Raw genomic sequence first — 14,535 nt, forward strand, 5'->3', positions numbered from 1 at the left:
TGAGAGGAGCTACATAAGTGGGAGAGAAACAGCATCAAGGTGGTGCCGAGCAGAAAAAATTCAAGCGCCGGAACGCCTGGAGGATTAATCTCTTTTTCTTCGCTGTCTTTAGTTTATTTGCTGTACTTGTGATCAAGCTTGGTGTGCTGCAGATCGTCAATGGTGAGGATTATAAAAAGCAAGCAAACCGAACAGAGGTCAAAACAGCATCATACCCGTCCCCAAGAGGAAAAATGTATGACGCGAGAGGAAGAGTCGTCGTTGATAACGAAAGTGTACCTGCCATCGTTTATACATCAGAAAGCGGTGTGAAAGCGAAGGATAAGATTAAAGTAGCAAGAAAACTTGCGACTTATATAAAAATGGATACTGATTTTTTGAGAGAGCGTGACATTCGAGATTTTTGGCTGGCAAGCCATCCGAAAGAAGCGGATAAGCTCATTTCAAAAGCAGAGCAAAAGAAACTTAAAGCAAAAGATGTCTATCCGCTTCAAGTAGAGCGTGTGCCTAAGGAAGAGGTCAAGGCGATCGAAAAAAATGCAGAGGAAAAAGCAGTTGCAGCGATCTATCGTAGATTTACAGGCGGATATGCCTTTGAGCCTCAAATCGTGAAAGCAATGGACCCAAATGAAGAGAAAAAAGGGGACGAAAAAGTTGCTTTACTCGATGAAACAAAAGAGTCAAAGCAGACATCATCTGTGAGTTTGACCTATGAAGAGATTTCACTTGTGTCAGAACATCTTGATGAACTGCCTGGCGTGAATGTCATCAACGATTGGACAAGAAAATATCCGTATGAGAAGACCCTTTATAATGTACTTGGCGGTGTGACTACACCAGAGCAGGGGATTATAAAAGAGCGTGAAGATTACTATATGGCAAGAGGCTACTCACGTAATGACCGAGTAGGGAAGAGCTATTTAGAGTATCAATACGAAGATTTTCTGAACCCGGAGAAAGCGACCGTTCAATATACTCAGGTTGGCGGGAAGCTGCTCGATGAAATCAAGCGGACAGAGGGACGAAGAGGACTTGACCTTGCACTGACATTTGATATGGAGCTGCAAAAGGAAGTCGACAAGATTGTCGAATCAGAGCTTAGATCCGCTAGTGCGAGAAACTATATGATGGACCGCGCATTTGTCGTGATGATGGACCCGAACACTGGGGATGTTCTTGCGATGTCTGGAAAGAAAATGGACGGCAGAGACGTCACTGATTATGCCATCGGAACATTTACGACCCAGTACGAAATGGGCTCTGTAGTCAAAGGAGCCACAGTACTTGGCGGTTATCAGGACGGAATGTCGCACAACCAATCCTATATGGATACACCGCTCTTTTTTGCAGGAAGTGGTGGAAAGCCGAAACAGTCATACAAAGTTCTTGGATGGGTCAATGACCTTCAGGCTCTCCAAAAAAGTTCCAACGTCTACATGTTCCAAGTAGCGATGAGAATGGCAGGCATTACTTATCAAAAGGATGGTCCGTTACCAGCAAGACCTGAGCACCTGCAAAAAATGAGAAACTACTATGCGCAATTCGGTCTTGGCGTGAAAACAGGGATCGATTTGCCGCAGGAATCAAGCGGGATGCAGACACATCCGAAGACGGTCGGCGGACTTTTGCTCGATGAAGCAATTGGCCAGTATGACACGTATACACCGCTTCAAGTTGCCCAGTATATGTCAACGATCGCTAATGGTGGAAATCGCGTTCAGCCAAGAGTGGTGAAAAGCATTCATCTTCCAACGAAGAAGGATGAAGTAGGTCCAGTCGTGAAAAAATATGAGCCGAAGGTATTGAACACGATTAACAACTCGAAAGCAGATATTGATCGTGTCAAAATGGGACTGAAAATGGTCACATCGACCGGCGGTACTGCCGCAGGCCGCTTTGGTCAGCATGATGTCTCAGGAAAAACAGGGACTGCCCAAACCTTTTACTATGGTGCCAACCGCAGCTGGTGGGGCAATCCAACATACAATTTAACCTTTGGAGGATACTATCCATCGTCCAATCCAAAAGTGGCTTTTAGTGTCGTGACACCTTATGTCTCAGACAAAGATCCTGTCATTAAAACCATTCCAAGTAAAATTATTGATAAGTATGTTGAATTACAAAAGAAATACGAAAAGCAGTAAACAGCAGAGAGCACAGCAAGAGAATGTGCTCTTTTTTGCTGAAAATATGGACGTTTCCCTCGATGACGGAAGGAAAATACGGGTTTTCTAGCGAATCTTTTTTATACATCAATCTAAGGACAACCCTAAAAAATGAAAAGGAGGGTCGGACGACGATGGAACAAAAAATGAAAGATTCGAATCAGCTTTATTCGAATATCGATTTACATGCCGTTCTTTCTTCTAATGGCCGCTTTCTCTACATTTCTTCTAACTGTAAGCAGCTTTTGCTCTATGAACAAAAGGATTTACTAGGGTGTTTTTTGAAAGACTTTGTTCATACCGAAGATCAATTTCTCGTCGAGAGTTATTTCTACAATCAGCACATGCTGGAGATTTGCCACTTTAGGCTGCTGAGAAGTGACCTAACAGCTGTATGGATTGAAGCTAGTATTGATTTTGTTGATTGTGATGAGTTAGACAGTGAATTAAGTAGAGAAATGATCCTAAAAATGAGGGTGCTGGACGCTGAACCGCAAAAAGCAGCATTTCAAACAACATCAGAAGTGTCAGAACAGTCGTTAGGCAGTCTGCCGGCTTTCCAACATGTCAGTGAAGCTGAACAATTGATTGCCATGCTGCCAAATCCGTTATGTATTACGATTTTAGGGGAAATTGTTTATGCGAATGATGCGATGCTTCAATTAATGGGGGTCAGTACAAGAGATGACATGATCGGCAAAACTGCATTTGACTTTATTGCTGAGGAGTACCATGACATTGTGAGAAGCCGAATTACGAGGCTGCAGCAAGGTCTTCCAGTCGGAATGATTGAACAGATATGGAAGCGGAAAGATGGGAGCAGCATTCATATCGAAGTGAAGTCATCACCAACGATCTATCAAAATCAGCGAGCAGAGCTTTTGCTGTTAGTAGACATCTCATCCCGTAAGAAATTCCAAACCGTTCTGCAAAAAAGCCGGGAGCGGTATCAGCTGCTCATCCAAAACTCCATTGATACGATTGCGGTCATTCACGATCACAAATGGGTGTTTATGAATGAATCAGGCATTAAATTATTTGAAGCCGAGCATTACGATAAATTAATAGGAAAAGATATTTTCCATCAAATCCATTCCTGTGACCAGCCAAAAGTGAAAAAGAGCATATCACGTATTATTGAAAGAGCATCAGATTCTGAAATTGTCACGATGAGCTGTCATACATTTAAGCACAAGCTGATCTATACAGAAATGGTGTGTATCCCAACTACATTTTTTGGAGAAACAGCCGTTCAAATTATTTTAAGAGATATATCCGAACGTAAGCAGACAGAAGAGCTCATGCTCCGATCTGAAAAATTATCGATCGCAGGTCAATTGGCTGCTGGCATTGCACATGAAATCAGGAACCCATTGACTGCCATCAAAGGCTTTTTGCAGCTCATTAAACCGAAAACAAAAGATCGGGATCAATATTTCGAGATTGTTTTCTCTGAGCTGAGCCGGATAGAAATTATTTTAAGCGAGCTGCTCATGCTGGCAAAACCGCAGCAAACGGCATCAATGCAGACACTAGATTTGAAAAAAATCATCAGCGAAGTCACGGCTTTATTAGAAACACAAGCGAACTTAAATGGCATTTTAATGAACACAAGTGAGATAGAAGAGGGCCTCCTGATAAACGGGGATCAAAATCAGCTCAAGCAGGTGTTTATCAATTTAATCAAAAATGCCGTAGAATCCATGCCGGACGGAGGGAAGGTTGACATTACGGCCAAAGCAGAAAGAGATGGAATCCATGTCACCATTCGTGATGAAGGGGTCGGTATTCCTGAATCGGTCATGAAGCGAATAGGAGAGCCCTTTTTAACGACAAAGGAAAAAGGGACTGGACTTGGCCTTATGGTCACATTTAATATTTTAGAAAATCACAACGGGACGATCCGTGTAGATAGTCATCCCGAAAAGGGCACCGTATTTCACATCATGTTTCCTGCAAAATAAAATCAACGGCAGGAGAGCCGTTGTTTCAGTCTGTTAAATGAATGGAACGTTTTTCAAGAACGAAATGTTCTAGGCGGTCAAGTCCTTCTTTCAGTGTTTCAAGTGAATAAGCATAGGATAGACGCACATACCCCTCGCCGAGTGGAGAGAAAGCAGACCCTGGTACGACAGCAAGTCTTGTGCTTTCTAACAGCTCCATACAAAAATCAAAGGAACTCATCCCAAACGATTCAATGGATGGAAAAATATAAAAAGCGCCAGAAGGCTTAATGACCGGAAGCCCCATAGAAATGAGCCGATCGTATACATAATCGAGCCTTTTCTTATATTGCTCTCTCATGATAAGTGCATCATCCACACCATTTGTCACAGCTTCAAGTGCCGCCTTTTGTGAGACAGCCGAGGCACAAGACACGTTATATTGATGTACTTTTAATACATGTTTAGCAATTGGAGCTGAAGCAAATAAAAAGCCAATTCTCCAACCAGTCATGCTATGAGACTTAGACAGTCCGTTAATCACAATGGTCTGTTCCTTTAAGAAAGAAGCGATTGAATGATGCGGCCGGTCAAATGTCAGCTCGCTATAGATCTCATCGGATAAAATAAAGATGTCTTTTCCTTCAAGTAGCTGGGCAATCTCTTTCAATTCTTCTTCTGAAAGCGTGACACCAGTTGGGTTCGAAGGATACGGAAGCACAACACACTTTGTCTTTTCCGTTAATGCATCCTCAATCAGCTTGGCATTTAATTTAAAGCCAGCATTCGTTGTGTCGATATGTACGGGCTTCCCGCCACACATTCGAATGATCGGTTCATAGCCAGGGTAGACAGGTCCAGGTAAAATCACTTCGTCACCCTCTGACAAAATGGTTCGAAACGCAGCATCAATCGCTTGACTTGCACCTGTCGTCACAATGATCTCTGACTCAGCTTCATAATCAAGATTGACTTTCTTCTTGATGTAATGCTGGATCGCTTGTCTTAGCTCTAGAAAACCAGCATTATGTGTGTACGAGGTGAAATTCTCATCAATGGCTGCTTTGGCAGCTGTCTTGACATGATGCGGCGTATAAAAATCGGGCTGGCCTATCGTCAAAGAAACGACATTCTCATATGACGATACGAGATTTGAAAATGTTCGAATGCCTGAAATTTCAATATCCTTTACTCTTGGATTCAGCAAATGCTCCATTTCTCATCACCTTAAAAATTTATGTTTTTATCCTATTTTACCATTCACTGCATAAATGTCACCTGCGAAAGGCACTGGATATCATTATCTGTAGTCTATTCTCCTATTCATCACAGCATGAGTGATATATTGAAGAAAGAGCAACATTTATTATAGCGTAACCTCACGAGAAAATACAGGCTGCGATGAACATGATTAGAAAGCAGCAAAACTGTGTAAACTGAAAGAACGAGCGAATCAAGTCATGGGAAGTGCTTTCATAGACATACGATCTCCTAAAGGAGGACGATAAATGGAACAATCAGCGAAGACATCGAAAATAGCGTTTCTATCCGTGATGAGCAACACATTTGTTGTCATCTTAAAAATCATTGTAGGTCTGCTCACTGGATCTGTTGCGGTGTTATCAGAAGCCATTCATTCTTTTCTCGATTTAATGGCATCATTTATTGCATTTATCTCTGTTCGTATTTCAAGAAAGCCAGCAGATTCGAAACATCCTTATGGACATGGAAAAGTCGAAAATATTTCTGGAACGATTGAAACTCTGTTGATTTTTGTTGCAGGCATTTGGATCATCTACGAATGTGTTCACAAATTAATGCATCCAGAGCCAGTCAAGCTGCCTGTACTTGGCATTGTGGTCATGCTAATAGGTGCGATCATCAATTTTATCGTATCGAAGGTTGTGAACAAAGAGGCGGAAAGGGTCCATTCTGTCGCCATGAAATCGAATGCATTTCATCTGTTAACAGATGTGTATACGTCATTAGGGGTGGCAGTCAGTTTATTGCTTGTCGCATTAACTGACTGGTATTTCCTAGATCCGATCATTGGAATGATACTTGCTCTTTTTATTATGCGCGAAGCATTTAAACTCATGAAAGAAGCTTTCCCGCCGCTCGTAGATGCCCGGCTAATGCCTGAGGAAGAACAATCGATCGAAGCAATCATTCAAGGGTTCAGTCAGGAGTTCATCGAATATCATGACTTTCGAACAAGACGATCCGGTGCAGAGGAATATATTGATTTCCATTTGATTGTAGATGGCAAGACAACGATTGAAGATGTTCATCAATTGTGTGATCGAATTGAAGAGAAGATTCAGCAAAAATTTCCGCATGCACAAATCTTTATTCATGTAGAACCTGAAAGTGAAAGAAGCACACAAATGTAAAAAAGGCGATCAACCAACTTAGGTTGTATCGCCTTTTTTTACGCTTCATCTATGAAATGAAATCAATATCCATAAGCAGTATCGTAATCTTCATACCAAGAGATATAAGCTGCGTCATCATTTGACAAATCATGCTTCATGTCTAAAAAATCGGCCTCGCAAATATCTTCAATCACAGTCATTTCATTGTTCTTTAATAGTACGACAGTTCCCATCATGAACACCTTTCTTTAAAAAATCCTTGACTATTGTACCATGTGAAGAATGATTGTCAACAGCAGAATGGAAACAAGACGAAAATATCACAAAATGTTAAAAAATCAGGAGGTAAAAGAACTAGAAGTGCCATGATTTTCACAAATTTTCAGTATTTATTCACATAAATCATTGAGGATGAACTAATCTGAAATATATGTAAAAGTGTAAAGTTACATTGATCTTGCGATATTCATAAGATATAATAACGAATGATTATAAGAAATTTATAGAAAACATACATAATAAAGGAGAAATAGGATGGAAACAAATATAACAGAACCACACATTCTAGAAAAGAAGCATCCTGAACTAGCAGGCGTAGGCTATCGTTTTCTTGCACATCTTTTAGATGGTATTATCATCGGCGTACCATATTCTTTTGTCATGTTTATTTTGGCAACACTCTTTTTTGTCTCAAGTCCTGAGGCAGCAATGATGATGGATGACGACAGCTATTACTATTCAACAACTGTTATGACAGATGAGGACTGGGCAGTGATTATGGGACTTATCTTTTTCTACATAGGAGCGATCTTGGTCGGTATCGTGGTGACATGGCTTTATTACGCCATCATGGAATCATCAAAACTGCAAGGAACGCTTGGTAAAATGGCTCTTGGGATTAAAGTAACAAGAGTAACGGGTGAAAAAGTGACATTCGGCCGTGCAACAGGCCGCTTTTTTGCAAAAGGCTTTTTGTCTCCAATCTTATACATTGGCTACATCATTGCCTTTTTCACAGAGAAAAAACAAGCACTTCACGATTTAATTGCAAGTACCATTGTTGTGAAGAAATAATGAAAAAAAGCACCTCTGCTCAATCGTAAGAGGTGCTTTTTCTATAGATTGCTTGTATGGAAGAGGGACGTATGACATAAAATAGAATGATAGTGGAAAATTAGGCAGGGAAGGGAGACGAACGATTGAAAACAGGGAAAAAGACCATGCAGAAAAAAGGGGCAGGCTTCGGGCTGTTTTTGACAGCACCCATTTTGGCCTGGGCATTGTATGACTTTGCAAATACGATATTTTCATCGAATATGATCACCATTTTCTTCCCGTTCTACTTGCAGGAAACGATCGGAGACAGTGCAAGAATGGATCAGATCGCTAGTACTTTTATATCTTATGCAAATGCACTAGCTAGTTTTTTTCTCGTCATTTTCACACCATTATACGGAGTTCTGATTGATCGTACAGGAAAAAAGAAGCGCTACATCACAGTGTTTACTCTCATATGTATAGTTTGTACGTTTTTGATGGGGATCATTGCTGGAATTGATATCTCAAGCGAATGGTTTGGGCTGCCTGTCTCTTTATTAGTCGTTGTCACCTTATTTGTGATCGCAAAATTCTTCTATCACTCGAGCCTAGTGTTTTATGACACCATCCTGCCCGATCTTGGGACAAAGGATGAAATACCGCTTATTTCTGGATTTGGCATAGCCGTTGGTTATTTAGGGACACTCGTCGGTCTCTCAGTTTATTTACTTGTTGGCAATGACCAATTTCATGAAGCATTTATTCCGACTGCACTTTTATTCTTTCTCTTTTTCCTGCCATTTCTCTTTTTTGTAAAAGACCCTCATCCACTGCCGCAACAAGAGAAAAAGGCGTCATTTTTCAGCGGGTATAAAGAAATTATTCGCACGTTTAAAGAGATGAAGCATTACAAGCCGGCTTTTATCTTTATGATCGCGTTCTTTTTTATGAATGATGCCCTGCAGACAGCGATTGCGATGATGGCTGTGTATGCCAAAATCATCATTGGCTTTACCGCTGGGCAATTTATACTCCTTTATCTTGTGTCGACTATTTCAAGTATCATTGGCTCCTTTTTATTTGGATATATCACAAAAGCGATTGGGGCAAAGCGCTCGATTACAGTCGTGTATGTGATTTTGATCGTTGCTCTGATTCTGGCTGTGACAGCCGCAACAGAATGGGTCTTCTGGGTGGCTGGCAGTTTATTTGGAATTTCACTCGGTGCAAGCTGGGGAGCATCACGAATATTGATTATTGAGCTGACACCAAAGGAAAAGAGAGGACAGTTTTTTGGTCTCTTCGCATTCTCAGGGAAGGTGTCGTCCATTATTGGACCCATCATTTATGGGTCAGTCACTCTGCTGTTTGCAGAGCACGGAAATCTCGCAAGTCGCCTTGCACTAGGGTCTTTACTCATTCTTGCAGCGATAGGACTCGTGATTCATCAATTCGTACGAGAGAAAGCGTAAAGAAACGTCAACTTTTTACCTATGCTGCCGATATAAAAAGTACAATCTTATATTGAAGAATAGAGGGATTTCCGTGGCTTTAAACAAACAAGAAATTTTACTTGACTCTGGTACCAATGAATTGGAAATTGTGAAATTTGAAATTGGTTCAAATCAATTCGGCATTAACGTCATGAAAGTAAGAGAAATCATTCAGCCGGTTGAGGTGACGGTAGTACCGCACTCTCACCAAGATGTAGAAGGGATGATTAGTTTACGAGGCGAGATTTTACCAGTCATCAATCTATTTTCCTTTTTTAATGTCGAGTCAGATCAGTCAGAACAAGAGAAATATATTGTGACTGAATTCAACCAACGGAAATTTGTGTTCCATACAGGAACGGTATCACAAATTCACCGCGTCAGCTGGGAAGAGATTGAAAAGCCAACTGCACTCAATCAAGGGATGGACCGTCATTTAACCGGTATCATTAAGCTTGATGGAAAAATGATTTTCCTTCCAGATTACGAGAAAATCATTTATGATATTGAATCCGCTTCTGGCGTAGAAACGTATCATATGTTTGACGGTGAGAAAGACGAGAGAAGAACAGGGAAGAAGCTTTATGTCGTTGAAGACTCTCCGCTTCTCATGCGTTTATTAACAAATGAATTAACCGAAGCAGGCTATAAAAACATTGTGACCTTTGAAGACGGGAAACAGGCATATGACCACGTGATGGACCTTGTGAGCAAAGGAATTACTGTGACAGAAGAAATTGATATGATTATTACAGATATTGAAATGCCTAAAATGGATGGTCACCGATTAACGAAACTGTTGAAGGAAAATCCTTTAACGAGTTCTATACCGATTCTCATCTTCTCTTCGTTAATTACTGAAGATTTGCGCCATAAAGGGGAAACAATCGGTGCAGATGATCAAATTAGTAAACCAGAAATTCATCAGCTGATTGAAAAAGTCGATCACTTTATTATCTAAAGGAAAAACCACTCGTCATGAGTGGTTTTTTTGTTTAAAAATAACTTTCCCCGAGTCGTTTGAAGACGGGCTTTGTATAATGTGATTTTTGTTTTGTGGCGGTAGGTTTTTCTTTTAAACCGACATACGTTTGAAGCAGCTGCTTTGCTCGGTTTAATGACATATTCGCTTTCGGATTGCGATATGATTGATTTAAATTTCCTAAGTGTGGCAAAAATTCGAAGTCTTCTTTAGTTGGTGGCAGGTGAAAATAATAATCTCCAATTTCAATCAGCACGTCGGACTGTTGTTGACTATATTTGGGATTGTTAGAGAAATGTAGGCCCACTTTTCTTCCTTTACCTTCTTGCAATAGTTTTTGCAGCGCACGTTTTTTCAAAAGATAAAGAAACTTGGGATTTGGTGCGGTTTTAGCATGGCGGTTAACAGTATAAATGGCTTTTGCGATGTTTTCTGCTGTAGGTTCTATGTCTTTAGTATGAGCATAATCGTCCATTTTTTCTCTCCTTTGTCTTTCGTCTTTCTGTGCTTAGTATAAATTATACGTTTTTATTAGTAAATTGCAAATAGACTTATTGTAAAAAGCGATAGGATTCCTATCTCTCTTATGTACAATAGCCATTCAGGGAGGTTCTAAAACGTAGGTGAAGATAAAAATGGCAGAAAGGTCAGCAAAGACACTAGCATCTATCCAATATGATTTTTCTTCTATCTGCTTCAGGTGGAAAGAATGCGGCGTATTTAAATTTATATATGCTAAAGGTGTCGTATATTCATCACATAACTTGTGATGGTGCCATTGGTGTTAATGGACAAAGAAGAAAAGACGTTCATTGCAAGAAGCGCAGAATAATTGACTGAATCAAATATATATGAAGTGAACTATTAGCTCATGATAACTACCTATTTAAATAAATGGGTAGTTTCTCAATTGTATTCATTTTGTATCTGAAACTTTACCATATGCCAGACAACATGTCGAACATATGGTTTCATCACATAGTCTATTTCTTATGACTTGAATAAGCGCAATAGAAACAACCATTAAAATCAGTTTCATTCGTCATTTGTTTAGCTTCATCTATGGCACTCTCGCCACTCATGTGCAGACCAATCAATTTACGGCTTGCAGCATCACCTAAAAATGCACAATCTTCTGTATGTACAACATACTGACCTTGATCATCTTTTGTATGAATAAAATAATAACTTTTTAGCATACCTCTCACCTCCAACCTGACTATACTACTATAAAATTCCCAAAGATGTAAAGATTTTTAATTAAAAATACTGCGATTTTATACACGTTCCTTTTATGTCATAAAAAGAAAAATATGTTATAAAATAAGAAGATCAAATTCTATGAGAACAGAAAGGATTGTTAAGATTGAAAGCTATTTTAACTCCTTTATTGGTCGCATTTGTCGTTGGATGCATTGTGTACGTGATAGATGACCAGCCGATTCATATTCCTCATCCTATTTATTAGCATTTATGCAGTTGAAAGAATTATTCATTTTGCTTCCAATTATTTCGATGAACAAAAAAAATAAGCGCCGTTGTGTTTCAGAGCCATACAAAAAGGACTTTCTATAGAAGAAAGTCCTTTTTGCTTCATTTATTGTGCTCCCTGACCTTTAAGTTCACGCTGCACGTCTAAGTCGTCAGCTTCTCTGCTGAACTTTGGCAGTGTAAAGAAGTAAAAAAGGAAAACGAGTAAAATAATAACGCCCATTCCGTAATAAATATAAGAAACGTTTGTAATGAGTTTTGGAAATAGTACCGCAATCAAACCTAATGTCATGGATTGAGCAAACATGGTAAGTGGATCAACCCAGCCTGACACACGTCCCATCAGACGAGGGTGGACGATTCTCGGCAGCCAGCCGCCAATGACAATGTTGACCGGTCCAATGCATGTACCAATGACAAATGATGTGACATAAAACAACCATAGTGTATGGGTGGAACCAAGTACAAAAATCAGAATGCCTGCAACCAAAATTGGAAGTGACATGAGATATTGCATCTTTACTTTCTTAGCGAGAACAGAGCCCATTAAGCTGCCAACAAGCAGGCCTGCACCGATCGCGATTGTAAAGAAGGATGTATGCAGTTCAAAATGATCCGGTGAAAGGCCATATTTCATTGTAAACATCGGAAGTACAGCAAATGCGCCATTGACTAGACCAAAAACAAAAAAGCCGAAAATTAAAGAAGCCAATAATTTATTTTTTATAATGTAAAGAATGCCTTCTTTAAAATCTTTTAGAGACGTTTTAATGGTCATACCTCTCCAGCCTGCTTGTCCATTTGGCTGACGTGCTTCAATTGGAATGTTACATGAACGAATCAAGATGCCTGACACAATAAAACTGATCAAATCAATGGTAATGGCTCCGTGAAGTCCAATTGTCTTATACATAATCGCACCGATTCCAACACCAAATACCATGAATAAACTAAACAGCATTTGATTTAAACCAGCGGCTTTTGCATATTGATCTTTATTTAAAATCGCCTGAACGAGAGAGGCTTCAGCTGGATAGAAGAACTTCGTAATGGCACTTCGTATAAATAAGATCAAGAAAATAAGTGGAAGTGAATTGAAATAAATAACGATGAATAAAACAATCGTCAGCCCAGCTCGTATCCAATCACAATTCTCTGCGACTTTTTTACGATCAAAACGATCTGCTACGACACCGACCATAAAAAAGACAAAGATCGTTGGAAGTGAATACATGAGCTCTGCTAATGTGGCATAGGCGGGCTGATGACTAAAATGATCGAGCAAATAAAAGGCAAACGCCATATTGCCGACTGTTGTCCCCATTTGCGAAGCAAGTGCTGCAAAAAAGAGACGAACAAAATTTCTGTTTTTAAAAATATCCATAAATACGCTCCTTAACCTGAAGATCCCACTTTATATCATATAAAATTTTAAGCATTCATACAATTGATTTCTCCTACTGGCTAATGGTCACAGGTGTTCCATTTGGAACGAGTGAAGCAAGTTCGATGACATTCTGATTATACATACGAATGCACCCTCTAGACACAGCTTTACCAATTGAAGAGGGGTTATTCGTACCGTGGATGCCGTAATGAACTTTCGAGAGGCTCAGCCAATAGGCGCCAAAGGGACCTCCTGGGTTTGGCTGTCTGTTCACAATATAATAAGAACCTGTCGGCGTCATATTTAAAATTCTTCCTGTTGCAATCGGATACGACCGAATCAGCTCTGATCCAGAAAACAAGACGAGACGTTTCCTAGAAATTGAAACAGAGATGCGGTAAGGGATCGTATTAGGATCGGGCAGACCAGGAATGATGATGACCTCATTTTGTACCGGTTCTTGACCTTGAAGTGAAGGGTTTGCAGCCTTTAAGGCATCTGTTGTTGTTCGAAAATCAAGCGCTATAGAAGCAAGCGTTTCTCCGCGTTTTACCGTATATCGCAGCACCAAAGGACACTCCTTTTGCTCAAATAAAAGCAGCCATGATGCCCGTCACTTGCTATATATATGGACGGAATCAGGCTAAGGAAGGTTTCTCCTAACATTTGTCATGAGAAAGATCTTTGATTATCTATATGCAAAAAGAAGCGTTTTGGCCTCTGTCTAAATGCGAGAAGAGAGGGTGAAAAAGGTTAATTCAGGTTTGGCTAAAAATCGAAGCGGCAGTCTTGTTGTCCCAAGGCCGCGGTTGACATAGATGCGGTGCTGATAACTTCCGTATAAACCTTCCACATATGTATGGCCGAAAGGTGCTGTGAGGATGGGTCCATAGAAGGGAAGCTGCACCTGTCCGCCATGGGTATGTCCAGAAAGCTGCAAGTTAATGGGGGTTGTATTCAGCTCCAATGCTGCATCAGGCTCATGTACGAGCAGCAAGGTAAATAAATCAGATGATACTTCCCGTTTCATTAGGTCATAATCCGGCACACTCATCATCAGGTCATCCATAGTAGCAATCTGAATATGCGCCCCTTCTTTTTCTAATGGAAACACATCATTTTTACATATTGTAAAGCCGCAAGCTTTCATCGTATTCTCATAAAGATCAATGCCAAATGGTCCGTAGTCATGATTACCGCATATCGCGAGCTTACCAAACGGGGCATGGAGCTTAGTCAAATAGACTTTCGCTTTTTCATGCTCTTCAATCGATGCTTGAAAATCAACGAGATCCCCTGTGAACACAATGAGGTCTGGAGACTCAGCGTTGATTTGCTGGACGACGGATTCTAATTCCTTCGCAGGAAATGTATCACTTAAATGAACATCACTAAATTGAGCGATTTTAAACTGGTCAAATGAAGCTGGAAGCTGAGCATCCCGAATGGTCATTGACACGGTATCGATCATGCGTGGTTCGATGTATCTGGCATATCCGTACCCACATGTTGTAGCTAAAAAACCGAGAATGCTCGCGCCAGCTACTCCTTTTAAAAACTGTCTCCGAGAAAATTGCTTCATATAAGACTCCTTTATAAATAAAATTAAGTATAGCATCATATTTAAAGAATCTCCCTTATGGTGCATCTAGGGTCAATCG

General features: G+C 40.2%; 13 protein-coding genes. 6 read left to right on the top strand and 7 right to left on the bottom strand.

Annotated features, from left to right (window positions below):
• The first annotated feature begins 17 nt into the window (after positions 1-17).
• Positions 18-2,144 carry a peptidoglycan D,D-transpeptidase FtsI family protein gene (locus ACQYAC_RS00780; RefSeq protein WP_429942562.1) on the top strand — a complete coding sequence of 709 codons (2,127 nt, stop codon included), beginning with the start codon at positions 18-20 and terminating at the stop codon, positions 2,142-2,144.
• 155 nt (positions 2,145-2,299) lie between these two features.
• On the top strand, positions 2,300-4,129 hold the full coding sequence (locus ACQYAC_RS00785; protein ID WP_339165660.1) for a PAS domain-containing protein: 1,830 nt from the start codon (positions 2,300-2,302) through the stop codon (positions 4,127-4,129).
• 25 nt (positions 4,130-4,154) lie between these two features.
• Here the strand turns inward: ACQYAC_RS00785 and ACQYAC_RS00790 are convergent, their stop codons facing one another.
• Positions 4,155-5,324 (bottom strand): aminotransferase A, encoded by a 1,170-nt coding sequence (locus tag ACQYAC_RS00790; RefSeq protein WP_339165661.1) that lies wholly within the window; start codon positions 5,322-5,324, stop codon positions 4,155-4,157.
• A 292-nt stretch (positions 5,325-5,616) separates the two neighbouring features.
• Here ACQYAC_RS00790 and ACQYAC_RS00795 point away from each other — a divergent pair, with 292 nt between their 5' ends.
• Complete coding sequence (locus tag ACQYAC_RS00795) at positions 5,617-6,501, top strand: cation diffusion facilitator family transporter (protein WP_429942563.1); 885 nt, start codon at positions 5,617-5,619, stop codon at positions 6,499-6,501.
• Between the two features lie 62 nt (positions 6,502-6,563).
• On the opposite strand, the gene ACQYAC_RS00800 is transcribed toward ACQYAC_RS00795, so the two are convergent.
• Complete coding sequence (locus ACQYAC_RS00800; RefSeq protein ID WP_162839369.1) at positions 6,564-6,716, bottom strand: hypothetical protein; 153 nt, start codon at positions 6,714-6,716, stop codon at positions 6,564-6,566.
• A 301-nt stretch (positions 6,717-7,017) separates the two neighbouring features.
• Between ACQYAC_RS00800 and ACQYAC_RS00805 the strand changes: the two genes are divergently transcribed.
• From ACQYAC_RS00805 to ACQYAC_RS00815, 3 genes are all read left to right on the top strand, one after another.
• Positions 7,018-7,557, top strand: a complete 540-nt coding sequence (locus ACQYAC_RS00805) for an RDD family protein (protein WP_058014124.1) — start codon at positions 7,018-7,020, stop codon at positions 7,555-7,557.
• 125 nt (positions 7,558-7,682) lie between these two features.
• Positions 7,683-8,993, top strand: a complete 1,311-nt coding sequence (locus ACQYAC_RS00810) for an MFS transporter (protein WP_429942564.1) — start codon at positions 7,683-7,685, stop codon at positions 8,991-8,993.
• A 73-nt stretch (positions 8,994-9,066) separates the two neighbouring features.
• Positions 9,067-9,975: a chemotaxis protein gene (locus ACQYAC_RS00815; RefSeq protein WP_169056413.1), complete on the top strand. Its 909-nt coding sequence runs from the start codon at positions 9,067-9,069 to the stop codon at positions 9,973-9,975.
• A 34-nt stretch (positions 9,976-10,009) separates the two neighbouring features.
• On the opposite strand, the gene ACQYAC_RS00820 is transcribed toward ACQYAC_RS00815, so the two are convergent.
• The 5 genes from ACQYAC_RS00820 to ACQYAC_RS00840 all read right to left on the bottom strand — a co-directional run bounded on the left by ACQYAC_RS00820 (position 10,010) and on the right by ACQYAC_RS00840 (position 14,456).
• Positions 10,010-10,471 carry a YkyB family protein gene (locus ACQYAC_RS00820; RefSeq protein WP_012009774.1) on the bottom strand — a complete coding sequence of 154 codons (462 nt, stop codon included), beginning with the start codon at positions 10,469-10,471 and terminating at the stop codon, positions 10,010-10,012.
• 508 nt (positions 10,472-10,979) lie between these two features.
• A complete protein-coding gene (locus ACQYAC_RS00825) occupies positions 10,980-11,195 on the bottom strand; it encodes a hypothetical protein (RefSeq protein WP_003211341.1) in 216 nt (71 codons plus the stop codon).
• Between the two features lie 398 nt (positions 11,196-11,593).
• Positions 11,594-12,871, bottom strand: a complete 1,278-nt coding sequence (locus ACQYAC_RS00830; RefSeq protein ID WP_058014121.1) for an MFS transporter — start codon at positions 12,869-12,871, stop codon at positions 11,594-11,596.
• Between the two features lie 73 nt (positions 12,872-12,944).
• Complete coding sequence (locus ACQYAC_RS00835; RefSeq protein WP_339165663.1) at positions 12,945-13,442, bottom strand: L,D-transpeptidase family protein; 498 nt, start codon at positions 13,440-13,442, stop codon at positions 12,945-12,947.
• A gap of 156 nt (positions 13,443-13,598) precedes the next feature.
• Entirely contained in the window at positions 13,599-14,456 is an 858-nt protein-coding gene (locus ACQYAC_RS00840; protein ID WP_429942565.1) for a metallophosphoesterase, read from the bottom strand.
• Between the last annotated feature and the right edge of the window lie 79 nt (positions 14,457-14,535).

This window comes from Bacillus sp. MM09(2025), assembly GCF_050496725.1.
GTDB lineage: Bacteria > Bacillota > Bacilli > Bacillales > Bacillaceae > Bacillus > Bacillus pumilus.

What these genes read in the sequence shown, in the direction of transcription:
- ACQYAC_RS00825 (WP_003211341.1), bottom strand. Translation starts at nt 11,195, where the DNA reads ATGCTAAAAAGTTATTATTTTATTCATACAAAAGATGATCAAGGTCAG.
- ACQYAC_RS00790 (WP_339165661.1), bottom strand. Translation starts at nt 5,324, where the DNA reads ATGGAGCATTTGCTGAATCCAAGAGTAAAGGATATTGAAATTTCAGGC.
- ACQYAC_RS00800 (WP_162839369.1), bottom strand. Translation starts at nt 6,716, where the DNA reads ATGGGAACTGTCGTACTATTAAAGAACAATGAAATGACTGTGATTGAA.
- ACQYAC_RS00820 (WP_012009774.1), bottom strand. Translation starts at nt 10,471, where the DNA reads ATGGACGATTATGCTCATACTAAAGACATAGAACCTACAGCAGAAAAC.
- ACQYAC_RS00785 (WP_339165660.1), top strand. Translation starts at nt 2,300, where the DNA reads ATGGAACAAAAAATGAAAGATTCGAATCAGCTTTATTCGAATATCGAT.
- ACQYAC_RS00805 (WP_058014124.1), top strand. Translation starts at nt 7,018, where the DNA reads ATGGAAACAAATATAACAGAACCACACATTCTAGAAAAGAAGCATCCT.
- ACQYAC_RS00795 (WP_429942563.1), top strand. Translation starts at nt 5,617, where the DNA reads ATGGAACAATCAGCGAAGACATCGAAAATAGCGTTTCTATCCGTGATG.
- ACQYAC_RS00840 (WP_429942565.1), bottom strand. Translation starts at nt 14,456, where the DNA reads ATGAAGCAATTTTCTCGGAGACAGTTTTTAAAAGGAGTAGCTGGCGCG.
- ACQYAC_RS00830 (WP_058014121.1), bottom strand. Translation starts at nt 12,871, where the DNA reads ATGGATATTTTTAAAAACAGAAATTTTGTTCGTCTCTTTTTTGCAGCA.